At 30.7% G+C, this 25,376-nt stretch carries 18 protein-coding genes; 14 read left to right on the top strand and 4 right to left on the bottom strand.

What is annotated here, in order from left to right:
* The first annotated feature begins 57 nt into the window (after positions 1–57).
* Positions 58–3,747: a phosphoribosylformylglycinamidine synthase gene (gene purL, locus OD91_RS13150; RefSeq protein WP_144896833.1), complete on the top strand. Its 3,690-nt coding sequence runs from the start codon at positions 58–60 to the stop codon at positions 3,745–3,747.
* Between the two features lie 70 nt (positions 3,748–3,817).
* On the opposite strand, the gene OD91_RS13145 is transcribed toward purL, so the two are convergent.
* On the bottom strand, positions 3,818–4,564 hold the full coding sequence (locus OD91_RS13145) for a head GIN domain-containing protein (protein WP_144896832.1): 747 nt from the start codon (positions 4,562–4,564) through the stop codon (positions 3,818–3,820).
* A 161-nt stretch (positions 4,565–4,725) separates the two neighbouring features.
* Here OD91_RS13145 and OD91_RS13140 point away from each other — a divergent pair, with 161 nt between their 5' ends.
* From OD91_RS13140 to OD91_RS13115, 6 genes are all read left to right on the top strand, one after another.
* Positions 4,726–5,505 (top strand): pentapeptide repeat-containing protein, encoded by a 780-nt coding sequence (locus tag OD91_RS13140; RefSeq protein ID WP_144896831.1) that lies wholly within the window; start codon positions 4,726–4,728, stop codon positions 5,503–5,505.
* 81 nt (positions 5,506–5,586) lie between these two features.
* Positions 5,587–7,350: a long-chain fatty acid--CoA ligase gene (locus OD91_RS13135; protein ID WP_144896830.1), complete on the top strand. Its 1,764-nt coding sequence runs from the start codon at positions 5,587–5,589 to the stop codon at positions 7,348–7,350.
* Positions 7,351–7,424: 74 nt separating this feature from the next.
* The gene (locus OD91_RS13130) at positions 7,425–9,197 is read left to right on the top strand and encodes a long-chain fatty acid--CoA ligase (protein ID WP_144896829.1); all 1,773 of its coding nucleotides are present in this window, start codon (positions 7,425–7,427) and stop codon (positions 9,195–9,197) included.
* 223 nt (positions 9,198–9,420) lie between these two features.
* The gene (locus OD91_RS13125) at positions 9,421–10,437 is read left to right on the top strand and encodes an alpha/beta hydrolase (RefSeq protein WP_144896828.1); all 1,017 of its coding nucleotides are present in this window, start codon (positions 9,421–9,423) and stop codon (positions 10,435–10,437) included.
* A gap of 187 nt (positions 10,438–10,624) precedes the next feature.
* Positions 10,625–11,440 (top strand): hypothetical protein, encoded by an 816-nt coding sequence (locus OD91_RS13120; protein WP_144896827.1) that lies wholly within the window; start codon positions 10,625–10,627, stop codon positions 11,438–11,440.
* Positions 11,441–11,736: 296 nt separating this feature from the next.
* Positions 11,737–12,153, top strand: coding sequence for a hypothetical protein (locus tag OD91_RS13115; protein WP_144896826.1), 417 nt, complete (start codon positions 11,737–11,739; stop codon positions 12,151–12,153).
* Between the two features lie 51 nt (positions 12,154–12,204).
* Here OD91_RS13115 and msrA read toward each other — a convergent pair whose 3' ends face one another.
* Positions 12,205–12,852, bottom strand: a complete 648-nt coding sequence (gene msrA / locus OD91_RS13110; protein WP_144896825.1) for a peptide-methionine (S)-S-oxide reductase MsrA — start codon at positions 12,850–12,852, stop codon at positions 12,205–12,207.
* Between the two features lie 216 nt (positions 12,853–13,068).
* On the opposite strand from msrA, the gene dnaX reads away from it, so the two are divergent.
* Positions 13,069–14,748: a DNA polymerase III subunit gamma/tau gene (gene dnaX, locus OD91_RS13105; RefSeq protein WP_144896824.1), complete on the top strand. Its 1,680-nt coding sequence runs from the start codon at positions 13,069–13,071 to the stop codon at positions 14,746–14,748.
* Here the strand turns inward: dnaX and OD91_RS13100 are convergent.
* Complete coding sequence (locus OD91_RS13100; RefSeq protein ID WP_144896823.1) at positions 14,737–16,554, bottom strand: sodium:proton antiporter; 1,818 nt, start codon at positions 16,552–16,554, stop codon at positions 14,737–14,739. The two genes, dnaX and OD91_RS13100, sit on opposite strands and share 12 nt — an antisense overlap.
* A gap of 61 nt (positions 16,555–16,615) precedes the next feature.
* On the opposite strand from OD91_RS13100, the gene OD91_RS13095 reads away from it, so the two are divergent.
* Genes OD91_RS13095 through OD91_RS13080 form a run of 4 tightly spaced genes read left to right on the top strand, consistent with a single transcriptional unit; the run spans position 16,616 to position 20,725 of the window.
* Positions 16,616–17,443 carry a universal stress protein gene (locus OD91_RS13095; RefSeq protein ID WP_255513267.1) on the top strand — a complete coding sequence of 276 codons (828 nt, stop codon included), beginning with the start codon at positions 16,616–16,618 and terminating at the stop codon, positions 17,441–17,443.
* Positions 17,443–19,647, top strand: coding sequence for a SulP family inorganic anion transporter (locus tag OD91_RS13090; protein ID WP_144896822.1), 2,205 nt, complete (start codon positions 17,443–17,445; stop codon positions 19,645–19,647). Before OD91_RS13095 ends, OD91_RS13090 begins: the two co-directional genes overlap by 1 nt.
* A gap of 3 nt (positions 19,648–19,650) precedes the next feature.
* On the top strand, positions 19,651–20,232 hold the full coding sequence (locus tag OD91_RS13085; RefSeq protein ID WP_144896821.1) for a tRNA-(ms[2]io[6]A)-hydroxylase: 582 nt from the start codon (positions 19,651–19,653) through the stop codon (positions 20,230–20,232).
* A gap of 55 nt (positions 20,233–20,287) precedes the next feature.
* The gene (locus OD91_RS13080) at positions 20,288–20,725 is read left to right on the top strand and encodes a DUF4268 domain-containing protein (RefSeq protein ID WP_144896820.1); all 438 of its coding nucleotides are present in this window, start codon (positions 20,288–20,290) and stop codon (positions 20,723–20,725) included.
* Positions 20,726–20,904: 179 nt separating this feature from the next.
* Here the strand turns inward: OD91_RS13080 and OD91_RS13075 are convergent, their stop codons facing one another.
* Positions 20,905–21,243, bottom strand: coding sequence for a DUF4870 domain-containing protein (locus OD91_RS13075; RefSeq protein WP_144896819.1), 339 nt, complete (start codon positions 21,241–21,243; stop codon positions 20,905–20,907).
* Positions 21,244–21,360: 117 nt separating this feature from the next.
* On the opposite strand from OD91_RS13075, the gene mnmE reads away from it, so the two are divergent.
* Both mnmE and OD91_RS13065 read left to right on the top strand, forming a co-directional pair.
* A complete protein-coding gene (gene mnmE, locus OD91_RS13070; RefSeq protein ID WP_370511748.1) occupies positions 21,361–22,761 on the top strand; it encodes a tRNA uridine-5-carboxymethylaminomethyl(34) synthesis GTPase MnmE in 1,401 nt (466 codons plus the stop codon).
* Between the two features lie 323 nt (positions 22,762–23,084).
* A complete protein-coding gene (locus tag OD91_RS13065) occupies positions 23,085–25,304 on the top strand; it encodes a beta-glucosidase (RefSeq protein ID WP_144896818.1) in 2,220 nt (739 codons plus the stop codon).
* Positions 25,305–25,376 lie beyond the last annotated feature (72 nt).

The raw sequence follows: 25,376 nt of genomic DNA, 5'->3' as shown, positions 1-25,376 counted from the left end.
TTTTAGAATGAAAAAAAGTAAATTTGCATCTTTAAACAACACGCAAACTAAAAGAGCATGATTCACTTCTTCGGAAACCAAAACAGTACAATATTTGCTGTTCAAGCAACAAAAGAATTAACAGCAGACACTATTTCAAAATTAAATTGGCTTTTTGGCGATCAACCAAAAATAAACGCAGCGTCTTTAGACGCTTTTTTTATTGGACCAAGAGCAGCAATGATTACGCCTTGGAGTACTAATGCAGTAGAAATTACTCAAAACATGGGAATTTCTGATATCATTAGAATTGAAGAGTTTGAAGCAACGACAGAAGATTTTTCTGATTTTGATCCGATGATTTCTGAAAAATTTAATGGACTTCATCAAGAATCATTTGCGATTGATATTCAGCCAGAACCTATTTTAGATATTGATGATATTGCTACATATAATAAACAAGAAGGTTTATCATTAAGTGATGAAGAAGTTGAGTACCTAGAAAGTGTTGCTACAAAAATAGGAAGAAAACTAACAGACTCTGAGGTATTTGGATTTAGTCAAGTTAACTCAGAACACTGTAGACATAAAATATTTAATGGAACTTTTGTTATCGATGGCGAAGAGCAACCCACTTCCCTATTTAAAATGATAAAAGAAACGTCGAAACAATTTCCTAACGATATTGTTTCTGCATACAAAGATAATGTGGCGTTTATAAAAGGCCCAAAAGTGGAACAGTTTGCTCCTAAAACGGCAGACAAACCAGACTATTATCAAACCGAAGATTATAATTCTGTAATTTCATTAAAAGCAGAAACGCACAATTTCCCTACTACGGTCGAACCTTTTAACGGTGCTGCCACAGGATCTGGAGGAGAAATTAGAGATCGACTTGCTGGCGGAAAAGGTTCTTTACCTTTAGCAGGAACAGCAGTTTATATGACTTCATATTCACGATTAGAAGAAAACAGACCTTGGGAACAAAAATTTGAAGCTAGAGATTGGTTGTACCAAACACCAATGGATATTTTAATAAAAGCTTCAAACGGTGCTTCGGATTTTGGTAACAAATTTGGACAACCTTTAATTACAGGATCTGTATTAACTTTTGAGCATGAAGAAAATTCGGCATCAAGCGATTCTAATCCAAGAAAGTTAGGGTACGATAAAGTGATTATGCAAGCTGGAGGTATTGGATACGGAAAAGCAGAACAAGCATTAAAAGACACGCCAAAAGAAGGCGATAAAATTGTAATTCTTGGTGGCGAAAATTATAGAATCGGAATGGGTGGCGCAGCAGTTTCATCTGCCGATACTGGAGAATTTGCTTCAGGCATCGAATTAAACGCGGTACAACGTTCTAATCCAGAAATGCAAAAGCGTGCAGCGAATGCCGTTCGTGGTATGGTAGAAAGTGAAGAAAACTTTATTGTTTCTATTCACGATCATGGTGCTGGTGGACATTTAAATTGCTTATCAGAACTTGTTGAAGATACTGGTGGAAAAATAAACTTGGATAAATTACCTGTTGGAGATCCAACATTATCTGCAAAAGAAATTATTGGTAACGAATCTCAGGAACGTATGGGATTAGTGATTGCTGAAAAGCATACCGAAACATTACAAAAAATTGCAGAACGTGAGCGCTCTCCAATGTATACTGTTGGTGATGTTACCGAAAACGACAGATTCACATTCGAATCGGAAACCAAAGGCGACAAACCGATGGATTTAGCTTTGGAAGATATGTTTGGTAGTTCGCCAAAAACAATTTTAACCGATAAAACGGTTGTTAGAAATTACAAGAATCCGAGATATAAAACTAAAAATTTACAAATCTATCTAGAACAAGTTTTACAGCTAGAAGCTGTTGCTTGTAAAGATTGGTTAACAAATAAAGTAGACCGTTGTGTAGGTGGTAAAGTTGCCAAACAACAATGTGCTGGCCCGTTACAAATTCCGTTAAATAATGTAGGTGTTATGGCGCTAGATTATAATGGAAAAGAAGGGATTGCAACATCTATTGGCCACTCGCCTATTTCTGGGTTAATTCATCCAGAAGCTGGAAGTAGAAATTCGATTACCGAAGCATTAACAAATATTATTTGGGCGCCTTTAAAAGATAGTTTAGCAAGCGTTTCTTTGTCGGCAAACTGGATGTGGCCTTGTAAAAATGAAGGTGAAGATGCGAGACTGTATAAAGCTGTACAAGCTATTTCTGAATTTTCTATTGATTTAGGCATCAATGTTCCTACAGGAAAAGATTCGCTTTCAATGAAGCAAAAATATCCTAATGAAGATGTAATTTCTCCTGGAACTGTTATTATTTCTGCAGCTGCAAATTGTAATGCAATTTCTAAAGTAGTAGAGCCTGTTTTACAAAATAATGGCGAAAATATTTACTATATTAATATTTCTCAAGACGGTTTTAAACTTGGTGGAAGTTCGTTTAACCAAGCCTTAAATGCAATTGGAAATGAAGCTCCAGATGTTAAAAATTCGGCTTTTGTAAAAAACACATTTAATACACTACAAGAATTAATAAAAGCTGATAAAATTTCGGCTGGTCACGACGTTGCTTCTGGAGGTTTAATTACAACGCTTTTAGAGTTGTGCTTTGCTGATGTTAATTTAGGTGCTGATCTTGATATTTCAGCTTTAAATGAAGACGATTCTATTAAAGTTTTATTTGCTGAAAACTCAGGAATTGTTTTTCAAGGTGATGCATCTATTGAATCTGTTTTATCTGAAAATAATATTGAATTTTTTACTTTAGGAACGGCAAATGATTCTGGAAAAGTAACTATTAAAAATAATGAAGATTCATTCGCTTTTAATGTTTCAGAATTAAGAGATGTTTGGTATAAAACTTCATATTTATTAGATAACAAACAAACGGCAAACGGTTTAGCGAAAGATCGTTTTGACAACTATAAAAATCAACCTTTACAATTTACGTTTCCTAAACATTTTACAGGAAAACTTCCTGTCATTTCGAGCGCAGTCGAGAAATCTCGTCCAAAAGCGGCTATCATTCGTGAAAAAGGATCAAATTCTGAACGCGAAATGGCAAACGCTATGTATTTAGCAGGTTTTGATGTAAAAGATGTGCACATGACCGATTTAATTTCTGGAAGAGAAACCTTAGAAGACATTCAATTTATTGGAGCTGTTGGAGGTTTTTCAAACTCAGATGTTTTAGGTTCTGCTAAAGGTTGGGCAGGTGCTTTTAAATATAATGAAAAAGCAAATACAGCCTTAAAAAACTTCTTTAAAAGAGAAGATACTTTATCTGTTGGTATTTGTAATGGTGCACAATTATGGATGGAATTAGATTTAATAAATCCAGATCATAAGGTTCACGGAAAATTGATTCATAACGATTCTAAAAAGCACGAAAGTTCGTTTACTTCGGTTAAAATTCAAGAAAATAATTCGGTAATGCTATCAACGTTAACAGGAACAGAATTAGGGGTTTGGATTTCTCATGGCGAAGGAAAATTTAATCTTCCTGAAAAAGAAGACAACTATCATATTGTTGCAAAATATGGCTATGAAGGATATCCAAATAATCCAAATGGTTCTGATTTTAATACAGCAATGCTTTGTGATACATCTGGAAGACATTTAGTAACCATGCCACATATTGAGCGTTCTACGTTCCAATGGAATTGGGCAAATTATCCAGCAGGAAGAAAAGACGAAGTTTCACCTTGGTTAGAAGCATTTGAGAATGCTAGGTTGTGGATTGAGAAGAAAAAATAATCACTTTATAAAACCACAAACTCCTGAATAAATTCAGGAGTTTGTGGTTTTTAAATGTAAAAGAAAGTGACTATAATAATTTTCTAATTTTAGATTCACCAATTATTAATCCTTTTTTTAGTTCTGCCCCTCCTTTATACAATACGGTTGCTTCTCCATAAGAACTAACTTTAATTCTATCGGTAGCATTAAGTTGAAATGTTCCGTCACCGTAAGCTGTTATTTTAGTGTCGTTTGTAACAACATCAAAAGCCATTACTTTACTTGCTCCATAAGCAGTTATTTTTTGTCTATTAATTGTCCCTTTTTCAATATTCAAAAAGCTTTCACCGTAAATAGAAACATTTAATTTTTCCACATCAATTTCATTAATAGTTACTTCTGACTTTCCATAAATACGCAACGTACATTTTTCCTGATCTAATGCAGAAGTAAACGTATTTTTCTCTTCTCCTCGCAATGAAAATGTATCGACATTTGCATACGTAATAATTACTTTTGCAACTCTATTTTTATATAATGGTACTTTTCGTTCTCTATTTCTATAAACTATCTTTTTACTTTTTGTATAAGTTTTAGCACCTTCTAAATATACTTGAAGCGTCCCATTTTTTAACTCGTATTTAAACTTTTCTACAGGAACATTAATATCTTCAATCTGGACACTTGTTTCTTTTCCTTTTATAAACTCTGCTTCTATATGCGGACTTACAATAATTTTATCAAATTTATTTGTGAGTTTAATAGTTTTCTGTGCATTGATATTGTTATTTAAAAACAGTAAGCACAACAAAAAAGTAATCATTTTAAATTTCATAATATTTATTTTTAATTAGTTTGTTTGTATAGTTCTATACAAAAGACATAAGTGATTTTAGTTTGTGACGGTTTTTATAATTTATTTTAATTTTCATTTAAAACTGTCACAATTTAAAAAGTGTTTTGTCTTTACAATAGAATTAATAAAAACTTACAAACATGAAACATAAAATTACACTTTTAAGCTTTTGCTTCTTTTTAATAACATCGTTTGCTTTTGCACAAAAAACTGTGGATGCATCTAGTATTTTACAGGATCTAAAAAAAGGTAAAAACGTTTCTTTACAAAACGCAACAATTACTGGCGTATTAGATTTAACATATATGGACGAAGCCTTACCAAATCTACCAAAAAGAAAAAGATGGTGGAATAATAATGGTAGCAATGAAATTAAAAAATTAATAGAATCTAAGGTGTCTTTTGTAAACTGTACATTTGAAGATGATGTATTAGCCTATATACCTGATGAAGATTCAGGGTATACATTTATAGCAAGTTTTGAAGATGAAGTAATTTTTAAAGATTGTGTTTTTGAACAAAAAGCCATGTTTAAATACTCTAAATTCGAAAAAAACACGGATTTTTCTGGCTCTAAATTTGAAAGAGACAACACTTTTAAATATGCGAAATTTGATAGAAATATTTCTTTTAGCAATACAACCTTTAATGAACCAGCAACTTTTAAATATGCTAAATTTAATAGGAATGTGAGTTTTGCAAATTCAATTTTTAAAGAAACTACAACTTTTAAGTACACAAAGTTCTCTGATGGTGTTTCTTTCAACAATACAAAATTCGAAGAAGATTTAAACCTTAAATATACACAGGTTACTGGCGAGTTTAATATCAAAAACATGAATGTAGGCTATGATATTGATACGAAATACACCAAAATAAATGGAAGAAGTTTTAGCAAACACTTAATGAGTAACAACTAAGAAAGCACCTCTAATAAAATTATAAAAATGTTAGCCAATGGCTAACATTTTTCTTTTTCTTATATTTAAGAAATTTTATTTATGTCTTCAAAAATTACACGCCTGTTTGATTTTCCTTATCATCAATTAAAAAACTTTCCACAAGAAAAATGTTTTAATTACTTAGAAAATAAAACCTGGAAATCAATTTCTACGCAAGCATATATAAATAGTATAAATAAAGTAAGTAGTTCTTTATTGAAACTAGGAGTAAAACCAAATGATAAAATAGCGGTTATTTCTGCAAACAACAACCCAAATTGGCATAGTTTAGATATAGGAGTTCTACAAATTGGGGCACAAAATGTTCCGTTATATGCAACCTTAGCAGAAAAAGATTATGAGTATATTTTAAATCATTCTGATGCTACGTATTGTTTTGTTTCTAATGATGAATTATATAAAAAAGTAAAATCTATAGTAGACAAAACACAATTAAAAAATATTTTTTCTCTAGAAATATCTAATAATGAATATAGTTGGAACAAATTTTTAGAGATTGGAGAAAATGAAGACTATTCAACTAAAATAGCAACATTAAAAGACAATGTAAAGCCAGAAGACTTAGCAACTATTATTTACACATCTGGTACTACAGGAACACCAAAAGGAGTTATGTTAAGTCATAAAAACATTGTTTTTGCAGTTCACACAACTAGCTTATCCTTAGACTTAAGAGGTAATAATAAACGAATTATTAGCTACTTACCTATTTGTCATATTTTTGAAAGAACAGCCTCATACTATAATCAGCAAATGGGTTTTGAAGTCTATTTTGCAGAAAGTATCGAAAAAATTGGAGATACAATAAGAGAGGTAAAACCACATTATTTAGCAGTGGTACCAAGGTTATTAGAAAAAATATTTGATAAAATTGTTGACAAAGGAAGTCAGTTAACAGGTGTCAAAAAAGGATTGTTTTTTTGGGCACTAGCATTGGCTGAAAAATATGAACCTTATCATAAAAATGGTGCTTGGTATCATTTTAAACTTAATATTGCTAGAAAGCTCATTTTTTCTAAATGGCAAGAAGCATTAGGAGGCAATTTACAATTTATGGTTTCGGGTTCTGCGCCTTTACAACATCGATTAATTAGAATATTTACAGCCGCAGGAATTGATGTTTTTGAAGGTTACGGAATGACTGAATCGTCACCAGCAGGAACATTAAATGATTTAAGAAATAATGGTTTAAAAATTGGCACAGTAGGAAAACCATTAAATAATGTTGAGATTAAAATTGCTGATGATGGTGAAATTTTAATAAAAGGTGATAATGTTATGTTGGGTTATTACAAAAATGAAGAGATGACAAAAGAAACTATCATCAATGGTTATTTACATACAGGAGATATTGGTAAAGTTGATAATGATGGTTTTTTAACGATAACGGATCGAAAAAAACAAATATTTAAAACATCAGGAGGTAAATATATTGCGCCTACGGCTTTAGAAAGTCAATTAAAACAATCTCGATTTATAGAACAAGTTATGGTAATTGGCGAAGGTCAAAAAATGCCAGCAGCATTAGTTCAAATCAATTTTGAGTTTGTTGAAGAATGGTCTAATCGAAATAATCATATTATACATGATTATACATCAGATGAGAAATTAATCCAAAGAATTCAGAAAGAAATAGATAGCTGCAATACACATTTTGGAAAATGGGAACAAATAAAGAAATTTGAAATAACTCCGGATGAATGGACAATAGATGATGGGCACCTCACTCCTACTTTAAAAGTCAAACGAAAAGTTATTAAAGAAAAGTATAAAAAACTCTTCGAAAAAATATATAATCTATAATAAACAAGTTAACTTTTTGTCATTTGTTAAATCAAGGTAAATTTCATACTTTGCAATACTTCAAATTTTAACACATGCCAATAGAAATTAAACGATTATTCGATTTTCCATATTATCAACAAGAAAATTATAATTTATCTAAAGCTTTTAGCACTAAATATAATGGAAAATGGGAATCCATTTCCACACAAGAGTATATTGATAAAGCCAATGCTATAAGTAGAGCTTTATTAAATTTAGGTGTACAACCTAACGATAAAATCGCTGTTATTTCAACAAATAACAGAACAGAATGGAATATTTGTGATATTGGTATTTTACAAGTTGGTGCTCAAAATGTTCCAATATATCCTACAATTTCTAAAGAAGATTATGAATATGTTTTAAATCATTCTGAAGCTATTTATTGTTTCGTATCTGATACTACTATTTTAGAAAAGTTGAATCAAATAAAAGGAAATACCAAGCTAAAAGAAATTTATACTTTTGATGATGTTGCTGGTGAAAAAAGTTGGAAAGAATTATTAGAGTCTGGTAAAGATGAAAGTAATCAAAATGATGTTGAAGCACGGAAAGAAAATGTACAACCAGAAGATTTAGCAACCTTAATTTATACTTCCGGAACTACGGGAAGACCAAAAGGTGTTATGCTTTCTCATAATAATATAGTAAGTAATGTTCTAAGTAGCACAATACGTGTCCCTTTAGACAGAGGAGATTCTAAAGCGTTAAGTTTTTTACCTGTCTGTCATATTTTTGAACGTATGATATTATACATATATCAATCTTGTGGTGTAGAAATATATTTCGCAGAATCGATAGAAAAATTAAGCGAAAATGCGCAAGAAATTAAGCCACAGGTAATGACGGCAGTTCCAAGATTATATGAAAAAATATATGATAAAATTTACGCTAAGGGAGCTGATTTAACTGGTATAAAAAAGAGTTTATTCTTCTGGGCAATTGAATTAGGTTTAAAATATGAACCTTATGGAGCCAATGGTTGGTGGTATGAAAAAAGATTAAGTATCGCTAAAAAATTAATCTTCTCTAAATGGCAAGCCGCTTTAGGTGGCGAATTAAAATTAATGGTTTCAGGCTCTGCAGCACTTCAACAGCGATTAACTCGCGTTTTTACAGCAGCAGGTATGCCAATTATGGAAGGATATGGATTAACAGAAACATCTCCTGTAATTACTGTAAACTGTGAAGAAAATGGCGGATTTAGAATTGGAACTGTAGGTAGAGTTATTGATGGTGTTGAGGTTAAAATTGCCGAAGATGGTGAGATATTAGCGAAAGGACCTAATATTATGCAAGGCTATTATAAAGATCCAGAAAAAACAGCTTCGGTTATTAAAAATGGTTATTTTCATACTGGTGATAAAGGAGAAATTGATAAAGATGGTTTCCTTAAAATTACTGGTAGAACCAAAGAAATGTTTAAAACCTCTGGAGGAAAATATATTGTTCCACCTTTATTAGAAGGAGAACTAAAACAATCTCGTTTTATAGAACAAGTTATGGTGATTGGTGAAGGTCAGAAAATGGCTGCAGCAATTGTACAACCAAATTTTGAATTTGTAAGAGATTGGGCAAAAAGACAAAATATCAAATTAGGTGACAATAAAGACCTGATTACCAACAAGAAAGTAATTGATAGAATTGAAAAAGAAGTTAATGTGTGCAATAGTAAATTTGGAAAATGGGAAACCATTAAAAAGTTTGAATTAACTGCTGAAGAATGGTCTATTGATGCTGGACACCTTACGCCAACCATGAAAATGAAACGCGCAACTATTAGAAAAATCTATCAAGATTTATACGATAAGATTTACTGCGATTAATTTTTACTGAAATAAAATTTAAAAAAGCATTGTGTTATACAATGCTTTTTTTGTACTTTTGCGCCAGATTTAAAATTTTTTATTTTATTTCACCTCCTAAAAAACGATAGTATCCTCTACAACTATCAACATAATTCCCTAAAATAGTACAAGATAGAACCCTCTTTATCTTAAAAGTTAAACCCCTAGTTTAATATTTTAATGGTTTTAAATTTTTTAGGTAATGTCCTTAAATAGGAACATTTTTTTAATCTTTTTTTTAATTTTTAGTGTACTATCTAGTAACGCTCAAAATGTTTTTTCTCACGAAAAAGAAATCACTCCTGAAATTGATTTCAGCTTTTCTGAAATTAATTTTCACAATTCTCACGATAATCTTTGGCTATCTGGCACACTTATCACCCCAAAAACTGATTATAAAAAAATAGTTGTTATTGTTCCAGGATCTGGAAAAGATACACGAAACTCACATTATAAACTCACCAAAAAACTCCTTAAAAACAATATTGCTGTGTATCGCTTTGATGAACGTGGTGTTGGAAAATCTGAAGGAAAATTCACCTCAAACATATTAAACTTAACACATGATGTTGCTTTCGCTATCAATCATTTAAAATCTGTAGACACGTATCAAGACAAGCAAATTGGCTTATTAGGTCACAGTTTAGGTGGTATGGCGGCAGTTACAGCATATACTATTTTACCAAAATCTCAAGTAGACTTTTTAATTCAGATTGCATCACCTGTAAAGAATTTTGCAGATGCTTCTAAATATCAAATAAAAACGCTTGAGCAATATCAAATAAAAAACAAAACATATCTAGAAACCATTAATTTACTAGATACTTTATTATACATCACACATCAGAACAAAAACCTAAACATTACAGACACCAAACTTAGAAACAAAGGTTTAGATGCAATTAAATTAAAAGGATTTAATATAAATGATGTCAATTTTTGGAGTAACACACACATAAATTTATTTAAAGAAGACTATGAAATAGCATACAAAACGCTAAAAATTCCAACGATATATATTATTGGGAGTAACGATCAATATATTAACCCGCTGGCAGAAGTTAAGCGCTTAAAAAATTACAACAACCCCTACATTACAGTAAAGGTAATCTCAAATTTGAATCATTACCTAACGTCTGGAACTTTAACAAATTCTATGTTATACAATATAGATAAACGAGCGTCGGACACCATATTGAACTGGATAGAAAAAATATAAAACTACCCTCTAGTTAAGATTAAACCAAGTTCAACAACATAGATTGCATCATCCCTACAGTATGCAATTTTAACTAACTCAATCCCTACAAGAGTTAGCAAACAATTTATAAAATTTAATATAAAATGGATGAAAGCATTGGCTTTTGTCTGTAAATAAAATTAGTAATCCTTAATCATTATTTATTATGAAAAATGTAACTAAATTTATAGTAACTATATGTTTCCTAAGCATATGTGCTATTACAAACGCTCAAAAGAACAACAATAACGGAGTTTCTTTTGTACTAGACATGCAACCTGTTTTACAGATGGACATGACTGCACCAGAACAAATTAACTTTGTTTTTGATGAAAAATCTAAATACTACAAGGGTATTGAGAAAAACAAAGCAACGGTGTTAAAAGTAACTTCTACTGTAAAGTGGGATTTATATGCAGTTGGAAGATCTACCAACAAAAACACAAACGAAAAAACTTTTTGGAATCAACAAGAAAGTTATGGTCCAACAACAAATTCTGTTGCAGACCTTCCTTTAAGTTTATTAGAAATTAAACAAAGTAACGTTAACAAAGGTGCTGAAAAAAGTGTTGGCCCTTATGCTGATTATAGCAGAAACTTTTCAAACGAATTTAGAACGAGTGCTAGTAATAGCTTATACGTTTCTGAAGACGGCTTACCTTCTCCTCCATCAAAAAGTGGAAAATATTTAGCAGGCCATAGTGGTGTTGCTCAAGGAGATAAATACAGTTATATGGAAGCTGGTAGCTATCTTTCTGATGGAAGTTTTTCTTATGAAATAGATTATAGAATTTTACCTAGCTATCCAGCAGTATTTCCAAATGCCTATAATGAAGATGCTACCGTTGCACAAAATGTAACAGCATCTGCAAATGCATCTTCTGTTTTAGCGGGTGGATTACCGAACTCTGGAAATAAAAGTTATGCAGAACCAGGGTCTTATACAATGAATGTACAATACATTTTGTTAGAAGACCAATAAAAATATTTCCCCTCACTACTCTCTAGTAGTTTATAAACCTATCTTGGATTTATAAATAAACATGTATTAAGGGTACATATGAAGCGCCGATTTATCGGCGCTTTTTTTTGTGCTAAATTTATTTTAGTAATAGAATTATTAATAACCAAATAACATTTATTTTTATTAAATATGTTATTATGTATTGGCAACATTGCTTTTACCTATAATTAATAAAAGTTGATTTAATAACTGTTTGCAGTATTTTACGCAACCTTTTTTGAAATTCAACATCTATAAAATATAGCCTGAAAAATATGAGAATTAGAAAATTAAGTTTATTAATGATTTTGAGTTTAGTTTTTTTTACCAACTGCAATAGTGATAATTCAACTCAAACTGAAACTCTTAGTGGAAGCTGGACTTTAAAAAATGTAAGAGGTGGCTTACAAGGAATAAATATTGATTATAACCATGGAGAAGTTGAATGGATTTTTAATTTAAATAATAATACTTTGATTGTTGAAAATAATATTATTTCAACTGGACCAGAAGATATTTATTCTGGACTTGATAGTGGAAAATATGATATTCAAGTTGAGCAAAATGATAAACAAGAAACTTTATTTATAAACAACACGGAAAGAGGTGTTATAATATTATTAAGTGCAACTAGTTTAAAAATTGACAATGGCTTAGCTGCTGATGGATTTATAACAGAATTTGAAAGGTAAAAACCACTTTAAACACCATCTTAGGAAATACCTCTCCCCAAAAAAAATATATTACTTATTCTTCAAAAGCTCAGGAAACTTTTTTTTAAATCGATTTAACCTAGGAATAGAAACCGCTCTTACATATCCTTGATTTGGGTTTCTACGCTCAAAATCTTGATGATATTCTTCCGCTTTATGAAATTTCTTAAATTTTGTTACTTCGGTAACAATTTTATTATCAAACACCTCTTTGTTTAAATACGTAATTGCATTATTTATGATTGCTTTTTCATCTTCATTTTCATAAAATGCAATCGATCTATATTGTGATCCATAATCTGGATGCTGTCCATTTTTTGTAGTAGGGTCATGTGAACCAAAAAACACAGCCACTAAGGTTTTAAAAGATACTTTTTTAGGATTGTAATATACGGCAACAGTTTCTGCATGTCCAGTTGCTCCTGTACCAATAGTGTTATAAGTTGGTTTTTTGGTAAATCCTCCCGCATATCCAGAAACTGCCTCTTCTACACCAGCTACACTTTCAAAAATCGCTTCTACACACCAAAAACAGCCACTTGCAAAATAAGCGACTTTTGTATCTTTTTGAATCGTGAATTCTGAAATCGGTTTTTTAGCTTTCTTTTCAGTAAAACTAAAACAAGAAAATAAGGTAATTGCAAAACAGCAAAGGAAAATACGTTTTATATAATTCATCAATAAGTAATTTAAAATGATAAAAATAGTATCAAGAGTTTTAAATTCCTGATACTACTTTCGAACTTTTAAGTTTAACAAACAACTTATATTCACTTTGTCGTAATAATATAAAACTTCATACAATTGTTTACAACTTTAGTATTTTGTTAAGAATCATTCTTGTAAAAAATTAAGTAGATACCTACATTTGTTATTCAATTTTATAAAAAATAAATGGAGCATTTTATAGTTTCTGCACGTAAATACAGACCTCAAAATTTTGAGGATGTTGTTGGGCAACAAGCCATAACAAATACGTTAGAAAACGCTATAAAAAACAACCATTTAGCACAAGCATTATTATTTACAGGGCCACGTGGGGTTGGAAAAACATCATGTGCTAGAATTTTAGCTAAAAAAATTAATCAGCAGGACAATCCATCAAACGATGATGATTTTGCTTTTAATATTTTTGAATTAGATGCTGCATCTAATAATTCTGTGGATGATATTAGAAGTTTAACAGATCAGGTACGTATTCCGCCACAAGTTGGAAAATACAAGGTTTATATCATTGATGAGGTACACATGTTATCTCAAGCAGCTTTTAATGCTTTTTTAAAGACCTTAGAAGAACCGCCAGCACATGCTATCTTTATTTTAGCTACTACTGAAAAGCATAAAATAATACCGACAATTTTATCACGTTGTCAAATTTTTGATTTCAAAAGAATTGGTGTTTTAGATGCAAAAAACTATTTAAAAGTTATTTGCGAGAAAGAGAAAATTACTGCTGAAGATGATGCGCTGCATATTATTGCTCAAAAAGCAGATGGCGCAATGCGTGATGCATTATCAATATTTGATAGAGTGGTTAGTTTTTCTGGTGATAATCTAACAAGAGAAGCTGTAACAGAAAATTTAAATGTGTTAGATTATGATTCTTTTTTTAAGATGACTGATTTATTACTTACTAATAAAATTCCGGATGTTTTAGTTGAATTCAACTCAATCTTATCAAAAGGGTTTGAAGGACATCATTTTATAAACGGACTAGCAAGTCATTTTAGAGACTTATTGGTTGCAAAAGATAAATTGACCACAGAACTGCTAGAAGTTGGAGATTCAGCAAAAAAGAGATACTTAGAGCAATCTTCTAAGGCGAATATTACCTTTTTAATACAAGCCATCAACAAAGCAAATGAGTGCGATTTAAAATACAAAGCGAGTAAAAATCAACGACTACTTGTAGAACTTACTTTAATGCAAATTGCCTCTATCACTTTTGATGGAGAAAAAAAAAAGTCAGCTAACTACATAATTCCTGCAACTTTTTTTACGTCTCTTTCTCCGGCAGCAAAATCTTTAAAACCTAAAGCTTCTATTGTTGAAGAACCTAAACCTATATTAGAAAAACCGAAACCAGTTGTTGTAAAACCTGTTTTAAAGAACGCTCCAAAAAGGACGTCTTCATTATCTTTAAAAAGTGTTCATCTTAAAAAAGATGTAGAGAAAAAATCTATTGATATCAATTATGATAATCACCCAAAAGATATTTTTACACAAAAAGAGTTAGAAAAATACTGGGTTAAATATCAAGAAAAACTAACTGAAAAAGGAGAAAAAAGTTTAGCGTCTATTTTAGCTTCTGGAGAACCCATACTATTAGATAATTTTAGTATCGAATTAACCTTGCCCAACTCGTTAATGCAAGATCAATTGTTACGAGCAAAACCTAAGTTAATTCAGTTCTTAAGGGAAAGTCTAAACAATTACGGTCTAGATATTTCTACAAAAGTAAGTGAAACCGTTGAGAAAAAGTTTGCCTATACGCCTTTAGAAAAATACAATAAATTGAAAGAGAAAAATCCATTAATGGAGAAACTTCGTCAATCTTTTGAATTAGATCTCTAATTTCTTTCCTAAATAAACAATAACATCATTTTCTGATACTTTATTTATAGGTTTTCTCGGAATAGTATCAATAGTATCTCCAGATTTAATAAATAATGGAATCGACTTTAATTCATCATTTATTTTTTGAAGTTTGGTTGTATAATCTTCTACAGAAGTTATTTGGACTTCATTTATTTGAGGAAAATCACGCGCACTTTCATTTAAATTGATATAGTCATCTTTCTGAGTAAACAAAATATCATTATTTTCAACTTCCTTAGTACGTACCTCAACGGAAGATGCTAATCGAAATGCTCCATGCTCTCCATAAATATCTGATAATTGATGTACTGCATAGTCATTTACTACATCACTTCCCGTCATGGCGATTAAATAACCAACATCATTTAACTCAATATTTCCTTCTAAACTATCATTATAAATATCAATATTAAACGCTTCTATTCCTTCTGATTTTGCTTTGTTTACATATTCTTTATTTTGATCTAACAACACCACTCTCCTATTATTTTTTAATAAATAACCAGCAATCACTCTCGATGCTTTTGAAGCACCTACGATAACAATAGCATCAGAATTTTTAAGAAAAACACCTACAATTTTTGCAAATATTCTTGCCGTAGTGGCATTTAACAATACAGTTCCTAATACAATCATAAATACAAGTGGCGTAATATATTCTGCTCCTTGAACTCCTTGTTGCATTAATTTTGTTCCAAATAAAGAAGCGATACCAGCTGCAACAATTCCACGCGGCCCAACCCAACTTATAAATAGTTTTTCGTTTAGTTTTAAGGTTGATTTATAGGTGCTTAAAAATACTGCTAACGGTCGTATAACGAGGACAACACAAGAAAATAGTAGCAATGCCTTCCAATTAAAAACTAATAAAAGTTCATCTATATTCATGTTTGCTGCTAGCAAAATAAAAAGGATTGATATTAATAAAATTGATAACGATTCTTTAAAGTATAGAAGCTCATCAAAGCTATTTAACTTACTATTTGCCATCACCATTCCCATTACTACAACCGCAAGTAAACCTGATTCGTGAGCAAATAAATCTGACAGCACAAAAACTAACAATACAGCAGATAAAGAAACTACATTTAATAAATAATGAGGGACTAGCTTTTTATTGATAATAAATATCAGTGCGTGTGCAAAGGTAAATCCGAAGGTAGTTCCGAATAAAATAATTTTACCAAACTCCATTAATGCTGTTTTAGTAAAGCCACTTCCACCACCAACACTTATAAATTCAAAAACCAATACGGCTACCAAGGCTCCAATTGGGTCGATTAAAATTCCTTCCCATTTTAATACTGTGGCTACATCTTTCTTTAGTGGAACATTTCTTAGTATAGGTGAAATCACCGTTGGACCTGTAACTATAATTAATGCTGAAAAAAGCATGGAGATTTCCCAACCTAAATCAAATATATAATGAGCTAATATTGCAGAAATAACAAAAGTTACCGCAGAACCTAGTGTTATTAATTTAGTAATAACTGGACCAACATTAGCAATCTCACTCTTTCTTAAGGTCAAACCACCTTCAAAAAGAATAATACTAATGGCTAGAGAAACAAAGTAGTACAAGCCATTTCTTGGAAACAATCCTTTTTCTCCATTCCAAATTGGCTCTATCCATTTTTGACCATCATCACTAAAAAATTCAGCAGCAATTGGCCCTACTAAAAGACCAATTAATATTAATGGAAGAATTGCTGGAATTTTGAATTTCCAAGCTACCCATTGCGCTAAAATCCCTAAAATTATAATACCTGCTAATTCAATCATAATTATATTTTTTTAACAATAATAAACCTTTATATTCGGAATCTTAAAAATATAAAATATTTTGATTCAAAAAATTTTAATTGGGATTGCTTTTTCACCTAATTTAAAAGCCAATTTATTTGAAGCAATTCGACTTTCTAATATGCTAAATGCAGAATTGGTTGGCGTACATGTTGGAAAAAAAACAAAAGAAAATCAAGATAAGCTATCTTTATTGTTAGAAGAAGCTGACACATTAAATACATCTTTTAAGACCATTTGGAAAGAAGGAAATCCAGTTGATGTGATTTTAAATACTTGCACCGAAGAAAGTATTGACTTATTAATTTTAGGTGCATTACAGAAGGAAAACTTATTAAAATATTATGTAGGTTCCATCGCTAGAAAACTTACCAGAAAAGCTCCTTGCTCTGTCTTATTAATGATTAAACCATCGGTTAACAAACTACAATGTAACCACATAGTAGTTAATGGATTAAAAGATGACAAAACAAAAGAAACAATTGATTTTGCTTTTCGATTTTCCAATCGAATAAGTTGTAAAAAAATTACGATTGTAGAAGAGATTAATCAAACAGAAGTTGATACAAAAGTCAACGATGATACATCTCTTAGAAAAGTAAATATCGAAAAAGAACGATTAAAAAAACGTGAAGATTTAAGAGTTAAAAATATCCTTAAAGGTATTGATTGTAGTAATATTAATATCCTAACTCAAAGTATTTTTGGTAAAAGAGGATACTCTATTGGACATTACGCAAAAGTAAAAAGAGCAGATTTACTAATTATGAATGCACCTTCAAAATTAAGTTTGATTGATCGTATTTTCCCACATGATCTTGAGCACATTTTATCTGAATTACCAACCGATGTTTTAATTGTTAAATAATGAAAAAAGAAAGCAACTTTAAAACATTTGTAGGCGACATTCCAAAAAACTTATTTTCTGGTTTTGTGGTTTCACTAATCGCACTACCCTTAGGACTCGGGTTAGCACTTGCTTCTGGTGCTCCGCCAATTTCTGGGGTTATTGCCGCAATTGTAGGTGGTATTGTCGCTTCATTACTAGGTGGATCTAACGTAACTATTACGGGACCAGGAAACGGATTAGTAGTCGTTATTCTTGCCGCTATTACCACTTTAGGAGCTGGTGATATGCACCAAGGTTTTCTCTTTACGCTTGCAGCCATTGTTGTTTCTGGCGCTTTGTTGATAATTTTAGGGTTTTTAAGATTAGGGTCTTTAGGTGATTTCTTTCCAGCCTCAGCCATTCAAGGGATGTTAGCAGCAATTGGTATTGGAATTTTCGCAAAACAAATTCACGTAATGCTAGGAAACCTAGAAGCAAAAGGGAGCATTATTGATTTATTAATTCAAGTACCAGAAGGAATTGTAAACTTTTTTAAAACCGATGATTTAAGCATGTTTTATGCAGGCTCAATAGGTGTTATTAGTTTATTAATTATGGTTTTTTATAGCAAGATAAGAAATAGATATTTTCAACTAATACCTGCACCCATGTGGATTGTAGTGCTAAGTGTGGGTTTATATTACTATTTTGAAATGTTTTCAGCCAGCGATTATCCAATAGATAAAAGCTTATTAATTAATTTACCAGATGACATTTTATCAAACTTTGCTTTTCCCGATTTTGGAAAAGTTTACCAAATGGAATTTATAAATGCTGTCATTGCAATTACTTTAATTGCAAGTATAGAAAGTTTACTAAGCATTAAAGCTGTTGATAAATTAGACCCTTTAAAACGAAGATCTAACGTAAATAAAGATATTAGAGCTTTAGGATTAGCAACTGTAATTAGCGGCTTCTTAGGAGGCCTAAATGTTGTTACTGTTATTGCAAGAAGTTCGGTGAATGTAAACAACAAAGCATCCAATAGATCTGCTAACTTTTTCCATGCAACTTTCTTAATATTATTTATACTTTTATTTGCATCAGAATTAAGAAAAATACCACTTCCTGCTTTAGCTGCAATATTAGTTTATACAGGTTATAAATTAGCTTCTCCAGAAAATATAAGAAAGGTTTTTAAAATAGGAAAAGAACAGTTAATTATTTTTTTAATCACCTTATTTACAACCATTTCAACTAGTTTAATTACAGGAATACTTATAGGTATACTTATAACATTTATCATTCATATCATCATTAATAAAAATGCATTACTCTTTTTTAAGAATACCTTAAAACCGAATGTTTTAATGTTTAAAGAAGACGAGAAATATTATGTAAGTGTAAAGAACTTTTCTAGTTTTTTAAACTACACAAAACTAAAATCTAAATTGGATCAAATACCGGAAAGTGAAGAAGCAATAATTGATTTTTCTCTATGTGATTTTGTAGATCATTCTGTAATGGAAAACATGAGTAATTATGCTGAGAGCTTTAAACGTAAAGGTGGTCATTTTGAAGTTATTGGTTTAGATGATTCTAAATCTGGAAGCGAGCATCCTTTTGCATTACGTAAAACCTTACCTAAACAAATGATACCTGTTAAGGGAGTTTTAACAAAACGACAAAAATCTATTCAGAAAATTAGTGAAGAAATGCATTGGAATTATGATGCTTTTCCTTTAGAAGAAGTTACCCAATTACCACAGTTTGGTTATTTTAAAACAAGAAAAATAGATAAAGTATCAAATATTTTATCAAACGAAAACTGTTCTCTTTTTGATATTCAATTTTCTGAAGGTGAGATGATTGCAAAACAAGTGATTAAAGCCACCATGCTTTATATTGATATTCAGAAAGAGGAAATCCCTAAATTTACGTTAGATAAAGAAGGTATTTTCGAATACATTTATCATTTTGCAGGTTATAACGACATTAATATTGAGAATCATCCCGATTTTTCTAAACGCTTTTTCTTATCTGGTAAAAATGAAGAAAAAATAAGATCATTTTTTAATGATGAGCTCGTTTTATTTTTTGAAAGCAATCAATACTATCATATAGAAGCTATTAATAACGGGCTTTTAATCATTGGTAAAGAAAGATTAGCTAGCGTAAAAGAGATAAAATCTTTAGCAGATTTTGGTGTTCGTTTAACGAAGACTATTAGTACAAAAAAATAAAAGATGTTAGGATTACAATTTGAAACAAAAACTTCTTGGGCAGATATTGCTAAAGATAACTTACAGCAAATATTAACAGATCATGCTTTTTTAGAGCAAAAAGCAGCATCAAATGCAGTTTCTATCATAATTAATTATTCTGAAGAAACTGAGCTTGTTAAAGCAATGAGTGAAATTGCTATTGAAGAAATGCAGCATTTTAAAATGGTACACGATTTTATGGCAAATCGCGGAATGGTTTTAGGTCGAGAGCAAAAAAATGATTACGCTATAAGACTTCAAAAATTCTTCACAAAAACAAAAGACAGAACTAATGCTTTAGTACAACGATTATTAATAGCTGCTTTAATTGAAGCTAGAAGTTGCGAGCGTTTTAAAGTTTTCTCAGAAAATATGGAAGACCAAGAATTGTCTAAATTCTATAAAGATTTAATGATTTCTGAAGCAAATCATTATACGTTATTTTTAGGATTTGCAAGACAATATCAAGATAGAGCAATTGTAGATGAAAAATGGAATGCTCTTTTAGAGTTTGAAGCAGAAATGATGAAAGAAAGAGGAAATTCTGCTAAAATTCACGGATGATTTCAGTTATCAGTTATCAGTTATCAAAAATGAAAACCTTTTAATCTAAGAGTAGATGTTCTCTAAAGAAGAAGCTGCACAGCTACGAAAAGAATTTTGGACTAGTTTTGGAAAGTCGTTTCCTAAAAAATGGCTACTCTATCACACTAGAATTAAAGGTTTTGCTTTTAAATTTGTTGCTGATAGAAAAAAAGCAATGGTGTGTTTAGATATAGAGCATCCTGACGAAATCGCTAATGAACTTCTGTACGATCAATTATTGTCTTTAAAAGCATTATTAGAAACCGAACTTCCTGAAGTAATTTTTAATGAAGCATATGAACTAGATAATAGAAAAGTTATCAAAAGAATTTATATTCCTTTTGATAAAAAATTTAGCATTCACAATAAAAATACTTGGAGAGATTGTTACGAATTCTATGTTGATACCATGCCGAAACTAGAATTATTTTTCTACGAATACGAAGACTTTATTAGACAAGCAATTCATTAGCACCACTACTCTACCCTTTATTTACAAGCCCGCGTTAAGGATTGAAGCTTTGTTTGAGCTCTTTTGTGAAGCATGAACAAAAAGCGAGTGCGAAAAGCCTGACCTGAAAGGAAACGCCATAAAAAAATCGCCCTTAAAAAGAGCGATAATTCATTAATTCAAATATATAGAAGTTATGTTTAGTGAATAAAATTGATACTAAACGGATAACTAGGTGTTTCATTATTGCTTGCTTTTATAGCATTCATAATTGGAAATATTAAGTAAAAAATTCCGATTACTAAAAACCCAAGAAGCCCTAATCCGAATAATAATACCGCAGGAATACATAATAATACGTAGATAAACATTGAAATTCTAAAGTTTAAAATTGCTTTTCCATGTTGATCCATATTTCTAATTTCATCCTTTTTTGTAATCCATAAAATTAATGGAACTATAAATCCTCCAATTCCGGTTACAAAGTCCAAAAGTTGACTTAAATGGGTTAAAACGAGTAGTTGTTTATTTTCTTTCATCTGTGTTGTTATTGTTTAGCTACATTAATTTGACGCTTAATTTCTTGTTTTGTTACAAAAATGAATTCTAAGTACTTAATTTACTATGTATATTTGCTGTGTTTAAATACTATTATTTTGCAAGATAATTTTAACGATACCATTATTGCTTTGGCTACTCCTTCTGGAGTTGGTGCCATTGCTATTATTAGACTTTCTGGTGAAAATGCTATTGATGTTGTAAGCCATAATTTTAAATCAGTTTCAGCAAAAAAATCGCTTTTAAAGCAAAAAACACATACGATTCATTTAGGTCATATTATTGATAATGATCGAATTATAGACGAAGTTTTAGTTTCTGTTTTTAAAAATCCGAATTCTTATACCGGAGAAAATGTGGTTGAAATATCATGCCATGGTTCTAGTTTTATTCAACAAGAAATTATTCAGTTATTTTTACAAAAAGGATGTAGAATGGCAGATAATGGTGAATTTACCATGCGTGCTTTTCTAAATGGCAAGATGGATTTATCTCAAGCTGAAGCTGTTGCAGATGTAATTGCTTCGAATTCGGCTGCAAGTCATCAAATGGCAATTCAGCAAATGCGTGGCGGTATTACCAACGAATTAAAAGAATTACGCGCTCAATTATTAGATTTTGCTGCTTTAATTGAGCTAGAGCTTGATTTTTCTGGTGAAGATGTAGAATTTGCTGATAGAACTAAGTTTAAAGAACTAGTATCAAAAATAACGTTTGTTTTAAAACGTTTAATTGACTCTTTTTCATTTGGAAACGCCATGAAAAACGGTATTCCTGTTGCTATTATTGGTGAACCTAATGTTGGTAAATCTACTTTGCTAAACGCGCTATTAAATGAAGAAAAAGCCATAGTTTCTGATATTGCTGGAACGACTCGTGATGCAATAGAAGATGAAATTATTATAGACGGTGTTGCTTTTAGATTTATTGATACCGCTGGAATTAGAGAAACAGAAGATGTAATTGAAAGTATTGGGATAAAAAAAGCCTATGAAAAAGCTGACAATGCTCAACTAATCATTTTTTTAATAGACTCAAACACGTACATCCATTCTAGTGAAGATTTTTCACAAGAAATTGAAACAATTAAAGAACGTTTCCCTAATAAAAGATTGCTTGTTATTGCTAATAAAGTAGATACATTATCTTGTCATGATTCTTCTATCTTACAATCGGAAATTGAAGATTTAATACTACTCTCGGCAAAACAAAAAACAGGTATAGAAGAATTGAAAAACGAATTAACTTCTTTAGTAAATATTGGCGCATTAAGTAATAATGAAACCATTGTTTCTAATTCTCGTCATTTTGAAGCCTTAAACAATGCTTTACAAGCCATTTCTTCTGTTCAGGAAGGTATTGACTTAGAAATCTCTACCGACTTATTTTCTATTGATATTAGAGAATGTTTACGTCATTTAGGAAACATTACTGGAGAATATGATGTTGACAAGGATATTCTTGGGCATATTTTTTCTTCGTTTTGTATCGGGAAATAGATTTTATTTTAACTTCATTTAGTAGCCCTTTGTTTTCTTATTCAAAAAAGTAACATGATAAGAAAATACAACATGTTTTATTTTTCTAAAAAGAGTAAGTTTTAAAACAATAAAAGTTTCAATTAAAATGAGACGATAAATGTCTTTTAAAATTTTGAAAAATAATAAACATTTTAAGCTTCTTTTAAGTTATTACAGTCTTTAAAATAATTTTTGCAACAATTGTTTTAATCTTAGCCACATTCGTTTTACTAAAAACACAGCCAGGAAAGTAATTTTATCAAAACTTTAAAGCAAATAAACATTTACTAATAAATTCTTTTATGAAAACAAGTTTCAAAAACTTAATTACAATTTTTTCAATTACATTATCCTTGTTTATCTTTTTTTCATGCTCTGAAAATAAAGATAGAAATTCAACATCTTCAAACTCAATAAAAATAGAAAGAAAAATAGATAGTGTATTATCATTATTAACATTAGAAGAAAAAGTAGCAATGACGCATGCGCAATCTAAATTTAGCACAAAAGGTGTTGGCAGGTTAGGAATTCCAGAAATTTGGATGGCTGATGGACCACATGGTGTAAGAGCAGAAATTAGTTGGGATTCTTGGGATTATGCAGGCTGGACAAATGATTCTATTACTGCTTTTCCAGCTTTAACATGTTTAGCCGCCTCTTTTAACCCCAAATTAGCTGGTGAATATGGGTTTAGTTTAGGAGAAGAAGCCAGATACAGAAAGAAAGACGTTCTTCTTGGTCCTGGAGTAAATACATATAGAACACCAATGAATGGAAGAAATTTTGAATATATGGGAGAAGATCCATTTTTGGCTTCAACTTTAGTAGTACCTTATATTAAAAATGTACAAAAAAATGGTGTTGCAGCTTGTGTAAAACATTATGCTTTAAATAATCAAGAAAAATGGAGGGATAAAGTAAATGTAGAAGTAAGTGATAGAGCATTACACGAAATTTATCTACCAGCTTTTAAAGCATCTGTACAAGAAGCTGGCGTTTGGGCAATAATGGGGGCTTATAATAAATTTAGAGGTCAATATACTACGCATCATAAAATTCTGACAACAAAAATCCTTAAAAAAGATTGGAAGTATGATGGTGTTGTAATTAGTGATTGGAGTTCTGCCCATACAACTAAAGAAGCTGCTACATATGGTTTAGATCTAGAAATGGGTACTGGTACTGATGGTTTAGGTACAACTACAGCAAACCATTATGATCAATATTTTCTTGCTAATCCTTTTTTAGAAGCAATAAAAAAAGGAGAACTAAGTGAAGATTTAGTTGATAAAAAAGTTCGTAGAATTTTAAGATTAATGTATAGAACTAACATGAGTAAAAATCGTCCATTAGGGAACGTAAATACAAAAGAACATCATCAGGTAGCAAGAAAAGTAGCTACTGAAGGAATAGTTTTATTAAAAAATGAAGACAATTTTTTCCCAATTAAAGATAATAAAAATATAACAATTGCTGTAATTGGAGAAAATGCTACTCGTTCTATGACGGCAGGTGGAGGTTCTTCTGAATTAAAACCTAAGTTTGAAATTTCTCCTTTAGAAGGGATTAAGAGACGATTTAAAAACGCCACAGTTATACACTCTATGGGATATGAAACAGGTCCATCTATGTATGATGTAATTATGCCTGCAAAATTAAATCAAGATTCTTTAAGAATAGCAGCTATTAATACTGCCAGAAAAGCAGATATCGTTTTATATGTTGGAGGATTAAATAAAAGTCATTTACAAGATTGTGAAGGAGATGACAGAAGATCTTATAAACTACCCTACAAACAAGAAAAATTCATTAAAGAACTTAAAAACGTTAACCCTAATTTAGGAATGCTCTTATTAACGGGTAATGCTGTTGATATGAGTTTTTTACCAAATGTACAAGGTCTAATACAAACTTGGTATTTAGGTAGCATGGCAGGTACGGCAATTGCAGATGTTGTTAGTGGTGATGTAAATCCATCTGGAAAACTACCATTCTCATTTCCAAAAAAATTAGAAGACAATGCTGCACATTCTTTTGGAGATACTTCTTATCCTGGTGTAAACTTTACACAGCATTATAAAGAAGATATTTTAGTTGGTTATCGTTGGCATGACACAAAAAATATTGAACCTCAATATGCTTTTGGTTTCGGTATGTCTTATACAAATTTTGAATTATCTAACATTACTTCAGATAGAAAATCATATTCTGAAAATGATAAAATTATTATTAAATGTGATGTTTCTAATATCGGTGATATGAAAGGAGCTGAAGTAGTTCAAGTCTATGTTGGTAAAGAAAATTCTGACGTAAAAAGAGCCGTTAAAGAGTTAAAAGGTTTTATGAAAGTTTATTTAGATAAAGGTAATAAAGAAACAGTCTCAATTACTGTTGATGCCTCCAAATTAGCATACTACAATGAAAAAATATCTGACTGGACAATAGAGAAGGGAGATTACAATATATATGTTGGAAATGCATCTAATGATATATCTAAAAAATTAAAAATTAAAATTAATTAATATTGAGTTAAGTTGAGTTAATTGTTCAGACAGTGTGATTTTATTTTTGCACTGTTTGATTTTTTAAAAAAA

The organism is Lutibacter sp. Hel_I_33_5, assembly GCF_007827455.1.
GTDB lineage: Bacteria > Bacteroidota > Bacteroidia > Flavobacteriales > Flavobacteriaceae > Polaribacter.
The sequence above is the reverse complement of the archived record's forward strand: the minus strand, read 5'-3'. Positions and strand labels throughout refer to the sequence as shown.

What these genes read in the sequence shown, in the direction of transcription:
- OD91_RS13115 (WP_144896826.1), top strand. Translation starts at nt 11,737, where the DNA reads ATGAGAATTAGAAAATTAAGTTTATTAATGATTTTGAGTTTAGTTTTT.
- OD91_RS13080 (WP_144896820.1), top strand. Translation starts at nt 20,288, where the DNA reads ATGTTCTCTAAAGAAGAAGCTGCACAGCTACGAAAAGAATTTTGGACT.
- OD91_RS13130 (WP_144896829.1), top strand. Translation starts at nt 7,425, where the DNA reads ATGCCAATAGAAATTAAACGATTATTCGATTTTCCATATTATCAACAA.
- OD91_RS13075 (WP_144896819.1), bottom strand. Translation starts at nt 21,243, where the DNA reads ATGAAAGAAAATAAACAACTACTCGTTTTAACCCATTTAAGTCAACTT.
- OD91_RS13125 (WP_144896828.1), top strand. Translation starts at nt 9,421, where the DNA reads ATGTCCTTAAATAGGAACATTTTTTTAATCTTTTTTTTAATTTTTAGT.
- OD91_RS13065 (WP_144896818.1), top strand. Translation starts at nt 23,085, where the DNA reads ATGAAAACAAGTTTCAAAAACTTAATTACAATTTTTTCAATTACATTA.
- dnaX (WP_144896824.1), top strand. Translation starts at nt 13,069, where the DNA reads ATGGAGCATTTTATAGTTTCTGCACGTAAATACAGACCTCAAAATTTT.
- OD91_RS13085 (WP_144896821.1), top strand. Translation starts at nt 19,651, where the DNA reads ATGTTAGGATTACAATTTGAAACAAAAACTTCTTGGGCAGATATTGCT.
- OD91_RS13100 (WP_144896823.1), bottom strand. Translation starts at nt 16,554, where the DNA reads ATGATTGAATTAGCAGGTATTATAATTTTAGGGATTTTAGCGCAATGG.
- OD91_RS13140 (WP_144896831.1), top strand. Translation starts at nt 4,726, where the DNA reads ATGAAACATAAAATTACACTTTTAAGCTTTTGCTTCTTTTTAATAACA.
- msrA (WP_144896825.1), bottom strand. Translation starts at nt 12,852, where the DNA reads ATGAATTATATAAAACGTATTTTCCTTTGCTGTTTTGCAATTACCTTA.
- OD91_RS13120 (WP_144896827.1), top strand. Translation starts at nt 10,625, where the DNA reads ATGAAAAATGTAACTAAATTTATAGTAACTATATGTTTCCTAAGCATA.
- OD91_RS13090 (WP_144896822.1), top strand. Translation starts at nt 17,443, where the DNA reads ATGAAAAAAGAAAGCAACTTTAAAACATTTGTAGGCGACATTCCAAAA.
- OD91_RS13135 (WP_144896830.1), top strand. Translation starts at nt 5,587, where the DNA reads ATGTCTTCAAAAATTACACGCCTGTTTGATTTTCCTTATCATCAATTA.
- OD91_RS13145 (WP_144896832.1), bottom strand. Translation starts at nt 4,564, where the DNA reads ATGAAATTTAAAATGATTACTTTTTTGTTGTGCTTACTGTTTTTAAAT.
- purL (WP_144896833.1), top strand. Translation starts at nt 58, where the DNA reads ATGATTCACTTCTTCGGAAACCAAAACAGTACAATATTTGCTGTTCAA.